This window comes from Streptomyces sp. NPDC034084, from assembly GCF_055575535.1.
In genome coordinates, this window is sequence record NZ_JBVISK010000004.1 from 161,177 (window position 1) to 177,003 (window position 15,827).

Sequence of the window (15,827 nt, forward strand, 5' to 3'; positions counted from 1 at the left end):
AGACACCGCCGCGCCCGCCCTCCGGGCGGACGACGCCACTTTCGAAACACGCCCTAGTTGAGCCGCGCCCTCGCCGCCTGGGCCCGGCGGCGGATCGTCGTCGCCGACTCCGGGTCCACCGCGTCCATCACCCGCGCGTACGCCTCCATCTCCACCGCCCCCGTGAGGAAGTCCCCGCGCCGGACGAGCAGCTCGGCCCGCTCGTAGCGGAGTCTCGCCGGGTGGGAGGGGAGCAGCAGGGCGAGTTCCACCGCCCACAGGGCGACGTCGGCGCGCTCGGGACGGGGGGCAGCCCAGGCGCGGATGTTGTTGAGGACGCGCAGCACGATCGCGCCGGGTTCGGCCGGCCGGAGCATCGAGCGGTCGAGGGCCTCGCCCGTCGCGCTCGCCACCAGGAGCTCGGCGTCCGCGCCCGTCATGGCCCGTCCGCCCGCGAACGGGTCGGCGAGGTTCAGGTCGGCCGGGTCGCCGAAGCCGACGACGAAGTGGCCGGGGAGGCCGAGTCCGTACACGGGGGCGCCGGCCCGGCGGGCGACCTCCATCCAGACGACGGAGAGCAGGATGGGCAGGCCCCGGCGGCGCCGGAGCACCTCGTGCAGGAGCGAGGACTCCAGACGCTGGTAGTCGGCGGGCACGCCCTCGAAGCCCTCGTGCCGGCCGAGGAGCCCGGCGAGTTCGGTGGCCCAGTCGCCGGTGACGCGGGTGGCGTACGGGACGAGGCCGGCGAGGCGGTCGAGCTCGATCTCAGCCTCGTCGAGGTCGCGACGGGTCACGGCGGGGTCGGCCACCGCGCCGATCAGCAGACAGAGCCGGGCGAGGTCGGGCCGCTCGGCCCGCGCCTCCTCGGCGAACTCCCGCCGCCAGTCGACCGGCCCCGCCTCGCCGAAGGCACCTTCCGGTCCGTCCTCCGGATCCCGGCCCTCCCGTCCGTCCGCCGGCCCGTCCCCCGGCCCCTCCGGTGGTGGTACGTCCTCCGTCACGCCTCGGCCCATCGGTAGTGGTGGTAGTGGTGGTGGGGCGCGAAGCCCATGCCGTCGTACAGCGCCCGCGCGCCGTCGTTGTCCGCCTCCACCTGGAGCCAGGCCGCCGACGCGCCCTCGTCGAGCGCGCGCCGGGCGAGCGCGGTCATGACGGACGTCGCCAGGCCCCGGCGCCGCCGGTCGGGGTCGACCTCGACCGCCATGAAGCCGGCCCAGCGGCCGTCGACCACACAGCGTCCGATCGCCGCCGGTACGTCACCCGTGCCCGCGACGGACGCGAACCACACACTCGGTCCTGAGGAGAGGACGGACCGGACGGCCGGGCTCGCCTCCTCGAAGCGCTGGTAGCGACGCAGCCAGGCCTCGTCGACCGTCCGGGAGAGGCGTACGGCGGAGATGTCGGCGTCCAGGTCGCCGATCGGGGCGAGCGCCCCGATCCGCACCTCGGCGGACACCTCGCGCCGCCAGCCGTGCCGGTCGAGGGCCGCGCACAGCAGCTCCTGGGTGCCCTCGGCGCCGGTGGCGGCCTGGACGTACGCGGGGAGGCCACGGGCCGCGTACCACGCGCGCGCGTGCGTCAGGGCCTCGGCGAGGGGCAGTCCCGGATCGCCGAGCGGGAGGACGGAGTTGGCGCGGCGCGTGAACCCGTCGGCCGCCCGCAGCGTCCACTCGCCGAGGGCTTCGCTCTCGACCGGCTGCCACGCGCGCGCGGTGGCGCGGGCCAGCTCGGCGAAGGTGGCCGAGGGGCCGCGGCGCCGGGCCGGGGCGGCCGGGACGACCTTCCCCGCGGCCAGGGCGGATTCCGCGATCCGGACGCTCTCGCCGCTCTTTCGTGTGATCAGCAGCACACCGGCATCCCATGATGTGAGAACCCCGACCGCGTCGGTGAACCGCGCGCCTGCTTCGGCCGCGTCCGTCACGTACCGAACGGAGACACGTTTCCCCACGTCAGCGCTGGTGATTCGCACCTCAAGGCGCCCCGCGCCGATGATTTCCACAGCTTCTCCGCCCCTCCTGTTCGGATCGCCCCCAAGAACGGAGATACTAGGTGCGGGCATCGACGACGCCGCGCTCCCGCGCAGACCAGCCCTATCGAGGAGGAACGACAGCGTGACCTACGTCATCGCGCAGCCTTGTGTCGACGTCAAGGACAAGGCGTGCATCGAGGAGTGCCCCGTCGACTGCATCTACGAGGGCAAGCGGTCCTTGTACATCCACCCGGACGAATGCGTCGACTGCGGGGCCTGTGAGCCGGTCTGCCCGGTCGAGGCGATCTTCTACGAGGACGACACCCCGGAGGAGTGGAAGGACTACTACAAGGCGAACGTCGAGTTCTTCGACGAGCTCGGTTCGCCCGGTGGTGCCTCCAAGCTCGGCGAGATCGAGCGCGACCACCCCTTCATCGCCGCCCTGCCGCCGCAGAACGGCTGATCGTCCGCCCTCGGTCCCGTACGGCCTCGCCGCTGTACGGGGCCGAAGCGTTTTCCGTACGTACGAGGAAGTGAGCCAACCCGTGAGCGCAGTCTCTTCGCGCCTTCCCGTCTTCCCCTGGGACAAGCTGGAGCCGTACAAGAAGACGGCCCTGGCGCACCCGGACGGCATCGTGGACCTGTCCGTCGGTACGCCCGTGGACCCGGTCCCCGCGCTGATCCAGGAGGCCCTGGTCGCGGCGGCGGACTCGCCGGGCTATCCCACGGTGTGGGGGACGAAGGAGCTGCGGGACGCGCTCACCGGCTGGTGCGGGCGACGCCTCGGCGCGGTGGACTTCGCCCACGAGAACGTGCTGCCGGTGGTCGGCTCCAAGGAGCTGGTGGCCTGGCTGCCGACGCAGCTGGGGCTCGGCGCGGGCGACGTGGTCGCCTACCCACGGCTCGCGTACCCGACGTACGAGGCGGGGGCGCGGCTCTGCGGCGCGACGCCCGTCGTCTACGACGACCCGATCGCGGACCTGGACCCGGCCGCGGTCAGGCTGCTGTGGCTCAACTCCCCGTCCAACCCGACCGGCAAGGTCCTCGCGAAGGACGAGCTGACCCGGATCGTGGCCTGGGCGCGTGAGCACGGCATCCTCGTCTTCTCCGACGAGTGCTACCTGGAGCTCGGCTGGGAGGCCGACCCGGTCTCGGTCCTGCACCCGGACGTCTGCGGGGGGACGTACGAGGGGATCGTCGCGGTCCACTCGTTGTCCAAGCGCTCCAACCTGGCCGGTTACCGCGCGGCGTTCGTCGCGGGCGACGCGGCCGTCCTGGGCGAGCTGCTCCAGATCCGCAAGCACGGCGGCATGATGACGGCGGCGCCGGTGCAGGCGGCGACGGTGGCGGCGCTCGGCGACGACGCGCACGTGGCCGAGCAGCGGGAGCGGTACGCGGCCCGCCGGGCGGCGCTGCGGGCGGCCCTGGAGGCGCACGGCTTCCGGATCGAGCACAGCGAGGCGAGCCTGTACCTGTGGGCGACGCGGGACGAGCCGTGCTGGGAGACGGTGGCGTACCTGGCGGAGAAGGGCGTCCTGGTGGCGCCCGGCGACTTCTACGGCGAGGCCGGGGAGCGGTTCGTGCGGGTGGCGTTCACGGCGACGGACGAGCGGGTCGAGGCCGCGGTCAAGCGCCTGGGCTGAGCAAGCGGCGGAGGGCCCGGGGAGCGCGTGCTCCCCGGGCCCTCCGTGCGTTCCCGCGCGGGTCAGGCGACGGGCAGGCCGCCGAGGGCCTGGCCGGTCGGCAGGCCGCCCACGCCGCCGCCCAGGGCGCCGCCGGTGGGGGCCTCGGTGCTCTCGGCCGCGGCACCGGCGGTCTGGCCGACGACCTCGCCCGTGTTGCCGACGACCTTCTGGGCGACGGGGGTGGCGGCCTTGCCGGCCTTGTCGACGGTCTTGCCGGCGGCCGGGGCGGCGGTGTCGACGGCCTTGTCGCCGGCCTTGTCGACCACACCGTTCGCGGTCTGCGAGGCGCTGTCGACGGTGCTCCCCGCGGCGGCAGCGTCCAGAGCGGTCACGCCGCCGAGGGCGCCGGTCGGCGCCAGGCTGTGGTCCAGAGCGCTCGCGGAGCCGGCCGCACCGACCACGGGGGCTGCTCCGGCCGCGACGATGAGGGCGGCACGGGCGATCCGGCGGGTCAGGGAGAGGGACATGGTGCTCCTTCGACGGAGAGGACGATTACGCGGTGACAACCGGCCTGGGGGCGGGTGAGGTTGCGGCGGTCGAAGGTAAAGAGTTGGCAATGCGTCGTATTGTCGGGCGGGGAGGAAAACGGACGAACGTCCCATGCCGGGAAGCCCTGCGGAACCGTCACTTCCCTTGTGGCGCAAGGGGAGGGAGGGGCGGGGTGATGAGGGGGGAAAGCGGCTCGAAGACCGCTCGAATTCCGTCCGCCGCGCGTCCGGGCCGTGCCACGGACGGGTGAAGGATCAAACGCGCGCTCGGTCGCGGGTCCCGCCGAACGGACCGCCGAGATCAGCCGCTCCTCGGCTTCCCGCCGAACGGACCGCTGGGACGAGCCGCTCCTCGGCTTCCCGCCGAACGGACCGCTGGGACGAGCCGCTCCTCGGCTTCCCGCCCCGTTACTGAGCGAGCCGCATACGGACGGATTCGCCGGTCGTGGTGGCCTCGGCGCCCGAGGACCGCGACCAGCCTCCGCCCGCCTCGCCCGCGCGCCACACCCGGTCCCCGAACGAGACCTCCGTGATGCGCAGGGCGTCCGCGCGGGCCACCGCCCACTGGGCCAGCTCCCAGCCGCGGCGCTCGTCCGAGCCGGCGCCCGGCGCGCTCCCCGCGCCCCTCGCCGCGCGGACCGGCACCACGAGCACCGGCGGCTCCGAGGCCGAGCGGCCCGCGCTCGGGCCGCCCGTCACCGCCTCCGGCGCCGCCTTCTCGCCGAAGGCCCGTACCAGCTCGCGGCGCACCTGCTCCGGATCGCCCGGCCGGCCCTTCACCACGCTCGCCGTACACGTCAGCGCCGCCGGCGAGCGGCCCGTCAGCGCGGCCGAGAGGAGTGTGGCGTCCGGCTCGTGCTTCGCGTACGCCTGCGGGAAGCCGCTCCGCTGCACCTTCTGCGCCGCCACCGTCAGCGGCATCCGCGAGTACCCCGGGACCTTCTGCAGGCCCTCGTAGAACTTCCCCGACGCGTACACCGGGTCCATGATCTGCGCCGGCGACCCCCAGCCCTGCGAGGGCCGCTGCTGGAAGAGACCCAGCGAGTCCCGGTCGCCGTGCTCGATGTTCCGCAGCGCCGACTCCTGCAGCGCGGTCGCGAGCGCGATCGTCACGGCCCGCTCCGGCAGCCCCCGCGTGGTGCCCACCGCCGAGATCGTCGCCGCGTTGGACGCCTGCTCCGGAGTGAACTCGTACCGGTTGTCCCCGCTGCCCACACTGCACCGGGGTGCGCCCTTGCTGCCCGTCATCTGGTGGACGGCCACGTACGAGGCGAGGCCGAGGAGCACGGCGAAGGCGGCCGCGGAACGGGCGAGGCGACCGCGACGGCGGGGGCGGGTGGGCTCGGACACGGGCCCACCGTACTGGAGGCCGCGTTAGGGTCGGCACATGGCAGACATCACCCCGCTCGACGGCCCCCTCGACCTCTCCCTGGACGGAGCCGCGCTCACCGCCGCCCTCGTCGACTTCCCGTCCGTCAGCGGGACCGAGCAGCCGCTCGCGGACGCGATCGAGCAGGCCCTGCGCCTCCTGCCGCACCTCACCGTCCACCGGTACGGCAACAACGTCGTCGCCCGGACGAACCTCGGCCGCGACGAGCGCGTCGTCCTCGCCGGCCACATCGACACCGTGCCGATCGCCGACAACGTGCCCTCGCGGCTCGACGAGGACGGCATCCTCTGGGGCTGCGGCACCTCCGACATGAAGTCCGGCGTCGCCGTCCAGCTGCGGATCGCCGCCACCGTCCCCGAGCCGAACCGCGACCTCACCTTCGTCTTCTACGACAACGAGGAGGTCGCCGCCGACCTCAACGGCCTCGGCAAGATCGCCGCCGCGCACCCCGCCTGGCTGGAAGGCGACTTCGCCGTCCTCCTCGAACCCTCCGACGGCCAGGTCGAGGGCGGCTGCCAGGGCACCCTGCGCGTCATCCTGCACACGGCCGGCGAGCGCGCCCACTCCGCGCGCTCCTGGATGGGCTCCAACGCCATCCACACCGCCGCGCCGATCCTCGCCCGTCTCGCCGCCTACGAGCCGCGCAAGCCGGTCATCGACGGCCTCCAGTACCACGAGGGTCTCAACGCCGTACGGATCGAGGGCGGCGTCGCCACCAACGTCATCCCCGACGCCTGCGCCGTCACCGTCAACTACCGGTACGCCCCCGACCGCTCCCCGGCCGAGGCGCTGGCGTACGTCCGCGAGTTCTTCGAGGGCTGCGACATCGCCGAGTTCGTCGTCGACGACGAGAGCCCCGGCGCCCTGCCCGGCCTCTCCCACCCCGCGGCCGAGGCCTTCATGAAGGCCGTCGGAGGCAGCGCGCAGCCCAAGTTCGGCTGGACCGACGTCGCCCGCTTCAGCGCGCTCGGGGTGCCCGCCGTCAACTACGGTCCGGGCGACCCGATCTACGCGCACAAGCGGGACGAGCACGTCCCGGTCGACCGGATCCACCACTGCGAGGCACGGCTCCGCGACTGGCTGACCGCCCGTCTCCCGTAATTTCGCATTTCGTCACCTCCGTGGTCCTACGCTGGCCGGACGAGAAGATCGTCGGTTCGACGGAGGGAGCAGGTCATGGGGATCCCCGAAGGGGAGACGAAGCCGGAGGAGCAGCGGCTCGGGCCGGTGCTCAGGCGCAGGGACCAGGTCCAGCCGGGCACCACGGACCAGAGGCTGCTCGACACCGAGGGCGACTCGGAATGGGTGCACACCGACCCCTGGCGGGTCATGCGCATCCAGTCCGAGTTCGTCGAGGGCTTCGGCGCCCTCGCCGAACTGCCCAGCGCGATCAGCGTCTTCGGCTCTGCCCGCACGAAGCCGCACTCGCCGGAGTACGAGGCGGGCGTACGGATCGGCCGGGCGCTCGTCGAGGCCGGTTTCGCGGTCATCACGGGCGGCGGTCCGGGCGCCATGGAGGCGGCCAACAAGGGGGCGAGGGAGGCCAACGGCGTCTCGGTGGGCCTCGGCATCGAGCTCCCCTTCGAGCAGGGGCTCAACCCGCACGTCGACATCGGCGTGAACTTCCGCTACTTCTTCGTCCGCAAGACGATGTTCGTGAAGTACGCACAGGGGTTCGTCGTCCTGCCCGGCGGCCTCGGCACGCTGGACGAGCTCTTCGAGGCCCTCACGCTGGTCCAGACCCGCAAGGTCACCCGCTTCCCGATCGTGCTCTTCGGTACGGAGTACTGGAAGGGTCTCGTCGACTGGCTGCGCGACTCGGTCGTCGCGGGCGGCAAGGCCTCGGAGCGTGACCTCCTCCTCTTCCACGTCACGGACGACGTGGAAGAGGCGGTGGCCCTGGTGACGAAGGAGACCGGCAAGTAGGCCGTCCCCGGGAGGGGCGCCGGTTTTTCCGGCGGCCCCTCCCGCCGTCCTAGGCCAGCCCCCGACGGGCCACGGCCGGCGGGCGGTGGCCGGCGATGGACGCCACCATGTCCAGGACCTGCCGGGTCTCGGCGACCTCGTGCACCCGGTACACCTGGGCACCCAGCCACGCGGAGACGGCCGTGGTGGCCAGGGTCCCGAGGACCCGCTCCTTCACGGGCCGGTCGAGCGTCTCGCCGACGAAGTCCTTGTTGGACAGGGAGACCAGCACCGGCCACCCCGTGTCCGTCATCTCGCCGAGCCGCCGCGTCGCCTCCAGGCTGTGCCGGGTGTTCTTTCCGAAGTCGTGGCCGGGGTCGATCATGATGCCGTCCCGCCGCACGCCGAGCGAGACAGCGCGCTCCGCGAGCCCGACCGTGACCCGCAGGATGTCGGCCATCACGTCCTCGTACTCGACCCGGTGCGGCCGGGTCCGCGGCTCCGCGCCGCCCGCATGGGTGCAGACGAGGCCCGCGCCGAACTTCGCGGCGACCTCCGCGAGCCGCGGGTCGACGCCACCCCACGCGTCGTTCAGGAGGTCCGCCCCGGCCTCGCAGACCGCCTCGCCGACATCCGCCCGCCAGGTGTCGACGCTGATCACCACGTCGGGATGGCGCCTGCGGACCTCGGCGACGAAACCGACCGTGCGCCGCGCCTCCTCCTCCGCCGTCACCTCCTCGCCGGGGCCGGCCTTGACCCCGCCGATGTCGATGATCGCAGCCCCCTCCGCCACCGCCTGCTCGACCCGGGCGAGCGCCGGCTCGTCCCGGAAGGTCGCGCCCTGGTCGTAGAAGGAGTCCGGCGTCCGGTTCACGATCGCCATGATCACCGGCTCGTGCGGCCCGAATTCACGCCGTCCCAAGCGCAGCATCCCTTTTGTCCTCCCTCGCGTCCGTTCGCCTGCGACCCTAACCGTCGGTGGCGCATGGCACGATCGGCGCGGGACGTTTTCCACTCCGGGGAGAGGCGCGCAGGTGTTCTGGTTTCTGCTCATCACGATGGTCGTGGTCGTGGCCGCGGTGACCCTCGCCGTGGTCGGCGGCGGCGACGGCGAGGTGCTGCCCGAGGTGGCGCCCGAGCAGCTCGTCGACCCCCTCCCGGCCGCACGGCCGGTGGACCGCGCCGACGTCGAGGCGCTCCGCCTCCCCGTCGCCGCCCGCGGCTACCGGATGGCCGACGTGGACGACGTCCTCGTCCGCCTCGGCGCCGAGCTCGCTGAGCGCGACGCCCGGATCGCCGAGCTGGAGGAGGCGCTCGCGGGCGCCGCCGCCGGTGACACGGGCGCGGAGGGCGGCGAGCAGTGACGGGCGAGGCGATCCCGGGGCCCGACGGGCGGCTGCGCTGCCCCTGGGGCCTGTCGGCCGAGGACTACGTGGCGTACCACGACGAGGAGTGGGGCCGCCCGGTCCACGGCGACGACGCCCTCTTCGAGCGGCTCTGTCTGGAGGCCTTCCAGTCGGGCCTGTCGTGGATCACGATCCTGCGCCGCCGCGAGGGCTTCCGCCGTGCCTTCGCCGGCTTCGAGATCGCGTCCGTAGCGGCCTTCGGCGACGCGGACCGGGAGCGGCTCCTCGCCGACGAGGGCATCATCCGCAACCGCGCCAAGGTCGACGCGACCCTGGCGAACGCGAAGCTGCTCGCCGGCTGGTCGCCGGGCGAACTGGACGCCCTGATCTGGTCCTACGCCCCCGACCCGGCGACCCGCCCGACCCCGCGCACCCTCGCCGAGGTCCCGGCGGTCACCGACGAGTCGACGGCCCTCTCGAAGGCCCTCAAGAAACGCGGCCTCCGCTTCATCGGCCCGACGACGGCATACGCCCTCATGCAGGCCTGTGGCCTGGTGGACGACCACGTGAAGGGCTGCGTGGCCCGGGGCGACGGGTAACCGCCCGGGACCCCGCGCCGGCGGTGCCGGTCAGAAGACGTGGACGCGCGGGACGTCGTCCCGGTGGGCGAGGGAACGGATGCGGTTGTCCCCACGGAACCCCCCAGGTATGTGCGTACGAGTGGTGAGCGAGTCCTACAGAGCCGCTCACCGCCCCGTACGACGGGGTTCCGCCCCTGCTCAGCGGCCCAGGTACTTCGGCTTCTCCTTGGCGATGAAGGCGCGGACCGCGATCGTGTGGTCCTCCGAGGCGCCCGCCAGGGCCTGGAGCTCCTCCTCCTTGCCGAGGGCCTCGGTGAGGGAGTGGTCGGCGCCGTAGGCGAGGGACTCCTTCAGGGCCGCGTAGGCCACCGTCGGGCCGGCCGCGAGGGTGCGGGCCACCTTCTCCGCCTCGGCGGCCAGGTCGGCGGCCGGGACCAGACGGTTCACGATGCCGAGTTCGTACGCCTCCTGGGCGCCGATCGAGCGCGGGAAGAGCAGCAGGTCCGAGGCCCGGCTCGCGCCGATCAGCCGCGGCAGCGTCCACGACACGCCCGAGTCGGCGGCGAGCGCCACGCCCGCGAAGGAGGTGTTGAAGGAGGCCGTGTCGGCGACCACCCGGTAGTCCGCCGCGAGCGCGAAGCCGAAGCCGGCCCCGGCGGCGACGCCGTTCACGCCCGCGACGACCGGCTTCCGCATGCCGGTGAGCGCCCGCACGATCGGGTTGTAGTGGTCACGGACCGTGTTCATGGTCTCGCGCGTGCCGGACTCCTGGTCCGCCGTGAGCAGCCCCACGTGTTCCTTCAGGTCCTGGCCCACACAGAACGCCCGGTCGCCGGCCGCCGTGAGCAGCACCGCCCGTACGGCGGGGTCGGCCGCGGCCGTCTCAGCGGCGTCCCGGAGGGCGACTTTCGCGGCAACGTTCATCGCGTTCATCGCCTCGGGCCGGTTGAGCGTGATGGTGGCGAGCCCGTCGCTCACCTCGTACAGCACCGTGTCGGCCATCGGGATCCCTTCGCCTCTTTGCGTGGTTGACCAGCACAGCATGGCGGAGATCACCCGTGCCGCCCATGTGAGCTGCGTCAAAGAAGGGAAGGGGTCCGTCCGGCGAGGAGCGGCGAAGTATCGCAGGCCGATCGCCGAAATGTGGGGTTTTGCGGGAGCGCGTTGCGCAAGCGATGCCAAGCGATGTTGGTCATCGGGTCCTGCCATGCGGGATAATGACCTGGAAGCAATGTGTTCGAAGCCGGTGACGCGTGCTCCACATCATGGAGCTGCCCGGCTGACAATGAGCTGGTTTCAGGAAGGGGAACAAGCATGGCGGCCATGAAGCCGCGGACGGGTGACGGCCCGCTCGAGGTGACCAAGGAGGGGCGGGGCATCGTCATGCGCGTTCCGCTCGAAGGCGGCGGTCGGCTTGTCGTCGAGCTGACCCCGGACGAGGCCGAGGCGCTGGGTGACGCCCTCAAGAAGGTTGTCGGCTGACCCTCTTCTCCCGAGATTCCCCACCGCTGCCCCGGTACGGTCCGCCGTGCCGGGGCAGCGGTGTCTCCGGCCATGCGCCCCGGCCTCGGCCGTCAGCCGCGGCGTACCGCGCAGAGCAGGCCGTCGCCCACCGGCAGCAGGGAGGGGATGAGCTCCTGGCTCTCCCGCACCGCGCGCAGCAGCTCACGGAGCCGCTGGACCTCCGCCGGCTGGGCCCCCGAATCGACCGTGCGGCCGTCCGCGAAGACCCCCTCGAAGCAGACGAGACCCCCCGGTCGCAGCAGGCGCAACGATTCAGCGAGGTAGTCCAGGTACTCGAGCCGGTCACCGTCGCAGAACACGAGGTCGTACCCGCCGTCCGCGAGCCGGGGCAGTACGTCCAGGGCGCGGCCGGGGATGAAACGGGCCCGGTTGCCGGCGAAGCCCGCCGCCCGGAACGCCGTCTTCGCGACCTGCTGCCGCTCCGGCTGCAGGTCCACCGTCGTCAGGACGCCGTCCGGCCGCATCCCGAGCAGCAGATAGATGCCGGACACGCCCGTGCCGGTACCGATCTCCGCCACCGCCTTGGCGTCCGCCGTCGCGGCGAGCAGGCGCAGCGCCCCACCGGTGCCCGGCGACACCGAGGGCAGCCCTGTCTCCCGGGCCCGCTCACGAGCCCAGCGCAGAGCTTCGTCCTCGGCGACGAAGGCGTCGGCGAACGACCAGCTCGTCTGCCGGTTGGCGGTAATGGCCCTCTCCTGTCCCCGTAGTTGACGCAACGGTGACTGTATCCGCTGTCAGCGGGAACCCGCAGATGGGACCGTGCGTTCACCAGGGGTAGGACGCGACCGAGGCAGCCGGGCGAGCCGGTGCCAAATTCGCGTAAAGATTCTTATCCGGAGCTAACGGGCGAGGTGGCTATGGTAGGGGCTCCGCTGGACACCACCAGAGCCGACAGGGGAGGTGCGGCTGCTCCTGTGGATCGGGGAGGAGTGCTTCGGCGTCTTCTCAGGTCGGCGGGTGAGCCGAAATCCGTGACCGACACCGCTGACCGTTTCCGCACCACCGACTCCGCTCCCACCACGGCGACCTTCGCATCGGATGCGGAATCGCAGGCGTGGACCCCTCCCACCTGGGAGGAGATCGTCAGCACGCACAGCGGTCGGGTCTACCGCCTCGCCTACCGCCTGACGGGCAACCAGCACGACGCCGAGGACCTCACCCAGGAGGTCTTCGTCCGCGTCTTCCGTTCGCTGTCGACGTACACCCCGGGCACCTTCGAGGGCTGGCTGCACCGCATCACCACCAACCTCTTCCTCGACATGGTCCGGCGCAAGCAGCGCATCCGTTTCGACGCGCTCGCCGACGACGCCGCCGAGCGGCTCCCCAGCCGGGAGCCCTCGCCGCAGCAGGTGTTCAACGACACGCACTTCGACGCCGACGTGCAGCAGGCCCTCGACACCCTCGCGCCCGAGTTCCGAGCGGCGGTCGTCCTCTGTGACATCGAGGGACTGTCGTACGAGGAGATCGCCGCGACCCTCGGAGTGAAGCTCGGCACCGTCCGCAGCCGCATCCACCGCGGCCGCTCCCACCTGCGCAAGGCCCTCAAGCACCGCTCGCCCGAGGCCCGGGCGGAGCGTGCGCTCGCTTCCGTCGGATGGGAGGCACGGACAGCGTGAGCGGCACACGTCCCACGTCACCGACTCCCGCGGAGCACCACCTCGGGGACCGGCTGGCCGCGCTCGTCGACGGCGAGCTCGGCCACGACGCCCGCGAGCGGGTCCTCGCCCACCTCGCGACCTGCGCCCGCTGCAAGGCCGAGGCCGACGCCCAGCGCAAGCTGAAGAGCGTCTTCGCCTCGGCGGCTCCCCCCTCGCCCTCGGAGGGCTTCCTCGCCCGTCTCCAGGGCCTCCCCGGGGGGCAGGACGGGTCGGGAGGAGGGCCCGGCGGACCGCGCGGTCCCCTCGAAGGGTTCCTCGGCACGGGTGGAGTGAAGTCCGACGGCTTCGCCACCGCCGCCGTCGTCACCCCGCATCCCGACGCCCCCGGAACGGGCTTCCGCATCCACGAGGTCGGCCACCGGCCGTCCGGGACCTCCGGACGCGGCCGGCGCTTCGCCTTCGCCGCGGCCAGCGCCGTCTCGTTCGCGGCGATCGCCCTCGGCGGCTCGGTGCCCCTCGAAGCCTCCGTGAGCGCGAGCGCGCGCGGCGGCCAGGGCACAGGCAGCGCCGTCACCCCGCTGCGCGCCACCGCGACCGGCGGCGGCGCGGGCAGCAGCACCGGGACCGGGCGCGGCACGCGCTCCGGCGAGCGCGCGGGCGCCCAGTCCGTCGACGCCACCGAGCCGCTCGCCGCGGTCACCCCGGCCGCCGTCCCGCAGGGACCGGTCGCGGTCGCCGCACAGGGCACGGTCCCGTCGGGCGCGGTCCCGCCGGACGCGGTCCGCTCCACCGCCGCCCCGCTGGTGGCGGTACGGCTCCGGAGCGCGGCCCCGCAGTCCCTCCTCGCCCTCTCGCCGTTCATACGGCCGACGGGTCCGGCCCTCCAGCTGGCCTTCGCCCCCGGGCCCAGCCCGATGGCGAGCCCGACGACCGGACCGCTCGGCTCCCACCGCTGACCCGCGACCTGGTTGAATCCAGGGGCACGGGCGCCCGACCCAGGGCGCGGACGGGTCAGCGGTTGCGGGGAGAACATGAACAACGGGAAGCCGAACTGGTGGAGCCGGCCGTCGAGCACACCGGAGGCGGCGCGGATACCCACGCCGCCCCCGGCCGACGAGGCCGCCACGGCCGCCGGCCGTGCGGTGACCGAAGCCGGTGCCGCAGCCGACAGCCGTGCCGTGACCGAGGCCGGCGACGGTGACTTTCCCCTGCCCGCGCCCCACCCCACCCCGGGGCAGGAGCCGGCCGGCGTGACGGCCACCGAGCCGGCGCCCGAACCCCAGGCGCCCGCGCCTCCGGCGTCGGACGTCGTGTCCGCGCCCCCCGTCGGGTTGACGAAGGCCGCGCCCGCGCCGGAGCCCGTCGCCGTACCCGCCGCGGGACCGGCTCCCGAGGAGACTCCCGCGCCGGTCGGGGCGCCCGCCCCGCAGGCGCGACAGCCCCTGCACGCGCCCGACGAGTACCGCACGCCGCCGTACGGCGAGCCGGGACCGTGGGCGCCCGCGCCGCCCGTGCAGCGCCCGCCCGCCGCCGTACCGCCGCAGGCGCACCACCAGCCGCAGCCCCATCCGCAGCCGCACGCCCACCCCCAGCCGCCGCACGGCACTGCCGCGCCCTGGGTGCAGTACGACCCCTGGGGGGCCGCCGGGACCGGCGTCCCGCCGCTGCCCGCCAAGAGGTCCCGGAAGGGGCTCGCGGTCGCGGGCGCGCTCGTCTTCGCCCTGGTCACCGGCGTCATCGGCGGAGGGATCGGCGCCTACGTCGAGCGGAACGGCGGGATCACCACCGTCGAGCTGCCGCAGGCCGAGGCCGGGGACACCGGCCGTGCCCCGGACAGCGTCGCCGGGATCGCCGCCAGCGCCCTGCCCGGCGTGGTCACCCTGCACGTCAAGGGCAACGGCTCGTCCGGCACCGGCACCGGCTTCGTCCTCGACACCAAGGGCCACATCCTCACCAACAACCACGTCGTCGACGGGGCCGCGTCCTCCGAGGACATCTCGGTCACCTTCTCCAGCGGCGAGACGGCCCGCGCCAGGCTCATCGGCAAGGACACCGGCTACGACCTGGCCGTCGTCCAGGTCACCGGCGTGTCCGGCCTCAAGGCCCTGCCGCTCGGGAACTCCGACAACGTCCGCGTCGGCGACCCCGTCGTCGCCATCGGCGCCCCCTTCGACCTCTCCAACACCGTGACCTCCGGGATCATCAGCGCCAAGGAGCGCCCGATCACCGCCGGCGGCGAGAAGGGCGACGGCACCGACATCAGCTACGTCGACGCGCTCCAGACCGACGCCCCCATCAACCCCGGCAACTCCGGCGGCCCGCTGCTCGACTCCAAGGCCCAGGTCATCGGCATCAACAGCGCGATCCGGGCCGCCGGCGGCGGGTCCGGCGAGGGAGAGGGCGAGGGCGCGAGCCAGCCCGGTTCCATCGGTCTCGGCTTCGCCATACCGATCAACCAGGGCAAGCGCGTCGCCGAGGAGCTCATCAACACCGGGAAGGCCACCCACCCCGTCATCGGTGTGAGCCTCGACATGCAGTTCAACGGCGACGGCGCCCGGGTCGGCGAGAAGGGCAAGGACGGCTCCGCCTCCGTCACCCCCGGCGGCCCGGCCGCCAAGGCGGGGCTCCGGCCCGGGGACGTCATCACCAAGGTCGACGGCCAGCGCGTGCACAACGGCGAGGAGCTCATCGTGAAGATCCGGGCCCACCGCCCCGGCGACGAACTGGCGCTCACCCTGACCCGGGACGGCAAAGAGCTGACAAAGACGTTGACGCTCGGATCCTCACAGGGCACCTGAGCGCCATGTGGCGGACACCACGAGGTACCCGTCCGGCAGCTTCGGCGGGTACCGTGGACCGGGCCCTGGACCGTGAAGGAGCTACTAGGTGTTCAGCGACATAGGCGCACTCGAGCTGGTGACGCTCGTGGTCCTCGCCGTGCTCGTCTTCGGGCCGGACAAGCTCCCGAAGGTGATCCAGGACGTCTCGCGCTTCATCCGGAAGGTCCGCGAGTTCTCCGACAGCGCGAAGCAGGACATCCGCAGCGAGCTGGGGCCGGAGTTCAAGGACTTCGAGTTCGAGGACCTCAACCCGAAGACGTTCCTCCGCAAGCAGTTGGAGACCAACGAGGACCTCAAGGACCTCAAGGAACTGCGCGGCACGTTCGACCTCAAGAAGGAGATGAACGAGGTCGCCGACGCCGTCCACGGCCGGGAGAGCACACCCGCTCCCGCCGCGGTCAACGGCTCCCCGGACCTGCTGAAGAAGCAGGACAAGCCGGACACCGGGGAGCGTCCTCCGTACGACTCCGACGCCACCTGACGACGGCCTGTCACCGCCCCGCTCCTCCCCGGTGGCTATCC

At 73.1% G+C, this 15,827-nt stretch carries 18 protein-coding genes; 11 read left to right on the forward strand and 7 right to left on the reverse strand.

Going from position 1 to position 15,827, the window contains the following annotated elements; genetic code table 11:
* Positions 1–53: 53 nt before the first annotated feature.
* Together ACZ51I_RS15855 and ACZ51I_RS15860 are read right to left on the reverse strand one after the other, a co-directional pair.
* A complete protein-coding gene (locus ACZ51I_RS15855) occupies positions 54–980 on the reverse strand; it encodes a transglutaminase family protein (RefSeq protein ID WP_468875949.1) in 927 nt (308 codons plus the stop codon).
* Positions 977–1,978 (reverse strand): GNAT family N-acetyltransferase, encoded by a 1,002-nt coding sequence (locus ACZ51I_RS15860; protein WP_468875951.1) that lies wholly within the window; start codon positions 1,976–1,978, stop codon positions 977–979. The genes ACZ51I_RS15855 and ACZ51I_RS15860 overlap by 4 nt, the downstream gene beginning before the upstream one ends.
* Before the next feature lie 112 nt (positions 1,979–2,090).
* Here ACZ51I_RS15860 and fdxA point away from each other — a divergent pair, with 112 nt between their 5' ends.
* Together fdxA and dapC are read left to right on the forward strand one after the other, a co-directional pair.
* The gene (gene fdxA, locus ACZ51I_RS15865) at positions 2,091–2,411 is read left to right on the forward strand and encodes a ferredoxin (RefSeq protein WP_015035968.1); all 321 of its coding nucleotides are present in this window, start codon (positions 2,091–2,093) and stop codon (positions 2,409–2,411) included.
* Positions 2,412–2,493: 82 nt separating this feature from the next.
* The gene (dapC, locus tag ACZ51I_RS15870; protein WP_468875954.1) at positions 2,494–3,591 is read left to right on the forward strand and encodes a succinyldiaminopimelate transaminase; all 1,098 of its coding nucleotides are present in this window, start codon (positions 2,494–2,496) and stop codon (positions 3,589–3,591) included.
* A 62-nt stretch (positions 3,592–3,653) separates the two neighbouring features.
* Here the strand turns inward: dapC and ACZ51I_RS15875 are convergent, their stop codons facing one another.
* Positions 3,654–4,100: an ATP-binding protein gene (locus ACZ51I_RS15875; RefSeq protein WP_468875956.1), complete on the reverse strand. Its 447-nt coding sequence runs from the start codon at positions 4,098–4,100 to the stop codon at positions 3,654–3,656.
* A gap of 429 nt (positions 4,101–4,529) precedes the next feature.
* Positions 4,530–5,471 (reverse strand): VldE C-terminal domain-containing protein, encoded by a 942-nt coding sequence (locus tag ACZ51I_RS15880; protein WP_468875958.1) that lies wholly within the window; start codon positions 5,469–5,471, stop codon positions 4,530–4,532.
* A 37-nt stretch (positions 5,472–5,508) separates the two neighbouring features.
* Here ACZ51I_RS15880 and dapE point away from each other — a divergent pair, with 37 nt between their 5' ends.
* Together dapE and ACZ51I_RS15890 are read left to right on the forward strand one after the other, a co-directional pair.
* Positions 5,509–6,612 carry a succinyl-diaminopimelate desuccinylase gene (gene dapE / locus ACZ51I_RS15885; protein WP_468875960.1) on the forward strand — a complete coding sequence of 368 codons (1,104 nt, stop codon included), beginning with the start codon at positions 5,509–5,511 and terminating at the stop codon, positions 6,610–6,612.
* A 75-nt stretch (positions 6,613–6,687) separates the two neighbouring features.
* Positions 6,688–7,437, forward strand: coding sequence for an LOG family protein (locus ACZ51I_RS15890; protein ID WP_468875962.1), 750 nt, complete (start codon positions 6,688–6,690; stop codon positions 7,435–7,437).
* Positions 7,438–7,486: 49 nt separating this feature from the next.
* Here the strand turns inward: ACZ51I_RS15890 and folP are convergent, their stop codons facing one another.
* The gene (folP, locus tag ACZ51I_RS15895; RefSeq protein WP_468875964.1) at positions 7,487–8,347 is read right to left on the reverse strand and encodes a dihydropteroate synthase; all 861 of its coding nucleotides are present in this window, start codon (positions 8,345–8,347) and stop codon (positions 7,487–7,489) included.
* Between the two features lie 103 nt (positions 8,348–8,450).
* On the opposite strand from folP, the gene ACZ51I_RS15900 reads away from it, so the two are divergent.
* Both ACZ51I_RS15900 and ACZ51I_RS15905 read left to right on the forward strand, forming a co-directional pair.
* Complete coding sequence (locus ACZ51I_RS15900) at positions 8,451–8,780, forward strand: hypothetical protein (protein ID WP_468875966.1); 330 nt, start codon at positions 8,451–8,453, stop codon at positions 8,778–8,780.
* Positions 8,777–9,361: a DNA-3-methyladenine glycosylase I gene (locus tag ACZ51I_RS15905; protein WP_468875968.1), complete on the forward strand. Its 585-nt coding sequence runs from the start codon at positions 8,777–8,779 to the stop codon at positions 9,359–9,361. Before ACZ51I_RS15900 ends, ACZ51I_RS15905 begins: the two co-directional genes overlap by 4 nt.
* Before the next feature lie 180 nt (positions 9,362–9,541).
* Here the strand turns inward: ACZ51I_RS15905 and chcB are convergent, their stop codons facing one another.
* Positions 9,542–10,345, reverse strand: a complete 804-nt coding sequence (chcB, locus tag ACZ51I_RS15910; protein ID WP_468875970.1) for a 2-cyclohexenylcarbonyl CoA isomerase — start codon at positions 10,343–10,345, stop codon at positions 9,542–9,544.
* A gap of 312 nt (positions 10,346–10,657) precedes the next feature.
* On the opposite strand from chcB, the gene ACZ51I_RS15915 reads away from it, so the two are divergent.
* Positions 10,658–10,825 (forward strand): DUF3117 domain-containing protein, encoded by a 168-nt coding sequence (locus ACZ51I_RS15915; RefSeq protein WP_009997451.1) that lies wholly within the window; start codon positions 10,658–10,660, stop codon positions 10,823–10,825.
* A 92-nt stretch (positions 10,826–10,917) separates the two neighbouring features.
* On the opposite strand, the gene ACZ51I_RS15920 is transcribed toward ACZ51I_RS15915, so the two are convergent.
* The gene (locus tag ACZ51I_RS15920; RefSeq protein WP_468875972.1) at positions 10,918–11,583 is read right to left on the reverse strand and encodes an O-methyltransferase; all 666 of its coding nucleotides are present in this window, start codon (positions 11,581–11,583) and stop codon (positions 10,918–10,920) included.
* Between the two features lie 141 nt (positions 11,584–11,724).
* On the opposite strand from ACZ51I_RS15920, the gene sigE reads away from it, so the two are divergent.
* From sigE to ACZ51I_RS15940, 4 genes are all read left to right on the forward strand, one after another.
* On the forward strand, positions 11,725–12,483 hold the full coding sequence (gene sigE, locus ACZ51I_RS15925; RefSeq protein WP_468875974.1) for an RNA polymerase sigma factor SigE: 759 nt from the start codon (positions 11,725–11,727) through the stop codon (positions 12,481–12,483).
* Entirely contained in the window at positions 12,480–13,421 is a 942-nt protein-coding gene (locus tag ACZ51I_RS15930) for an anti-sigma factor family protein (RefSeq protein WP_468875976.1), read from the forward strand. The genes sigE and ACZ51I_RS15930 overlap by 4 nt, the downstream gene beginning before the upstream one ends.
* A 75-nt stretch (positions 13,422–13,496) precedes the next feature.
* Positions 13,497–15,263, forward strand: coding sequence for a S1C family serine protease (locus ACZ51I_RS15935; protein ID WP_468875978.1), 1,767 nt, complete (start codon positions 13,497–13,499; stop codon positions 15,261–15,263).
* Positions 15,264–15,351: 88 nt separating this feature from the next.
* Positions 15,352–15,786 (forward strand): sec-independent translocase, encoded by a 435-nt coding sequence (locus ACZ51I_RS15940; RefSeq protein ID WP_468875980.1) that lies wholly within the window; start codon positions 15,352–15,354, stop codon positions 15,784–15,786.
* Positions 15,787–15,827: the final 41 nt, after the last annotated feature.

Bases quoted from the DNA above. Each gene is read 5' to 3' on its own strand.
- ACZ51I_RS15875 (WP_468875956.1), bottom strand. From the start codon at position 4,100: ATGTCCCTCTCCCTGACCCGCCGGATCGCCCGTGCCGCCCTCATCGTC.
- dapE (WP_468875960.1), top strand. From the start codon at position 5,509: ATGGCAGACATCACCCCGCTCGACGGCCCCCTCGACCTCTCCCTGGAC.
- ACZ51I_RS15890 (WP_468875962.1), top strand. From the start codon at position 6,688: ATGGGGATCCCCGAAGGGGAGACGAAGCCGGAGGAGCAGCGGCTCGGG.
- folP (WP_468875964.1), bottom strand. From the start codon at position 8,347: ATGCTGCGCTTGGGACGGCGTGAATTCGGGCCGCACGAGCCGGTGATC.
- chcB (WP_468875970.1), bottom strand. From the start codon at position 10,345: ATGGCCGACACGGTGCTGTACGAGGTGAGCGACGGGCTCGCCACCATC.
- ACZ51I_RS15915 (WP_009997451.1), top strand. From the start codon at position 10,658: ATGGCGGCCATGAAGCCGCGGACGGGTGACGGCCCGCTCGAGGTGACC.
- sigE (WP_468875974.1), top strand. From the start codon at position 11,725: ATGGTAGGGGCTCCGCTGGACACCACCAGAGCCGACAGGGGAGGTGCG.
- ACZ51I_RS15935 (WP_468875978.1), top strand. From the start codon at position 13,497: ATGAACAACGGGAAGCCGAACTGGTGGAGCCGGCCGTCGAGCACACCG.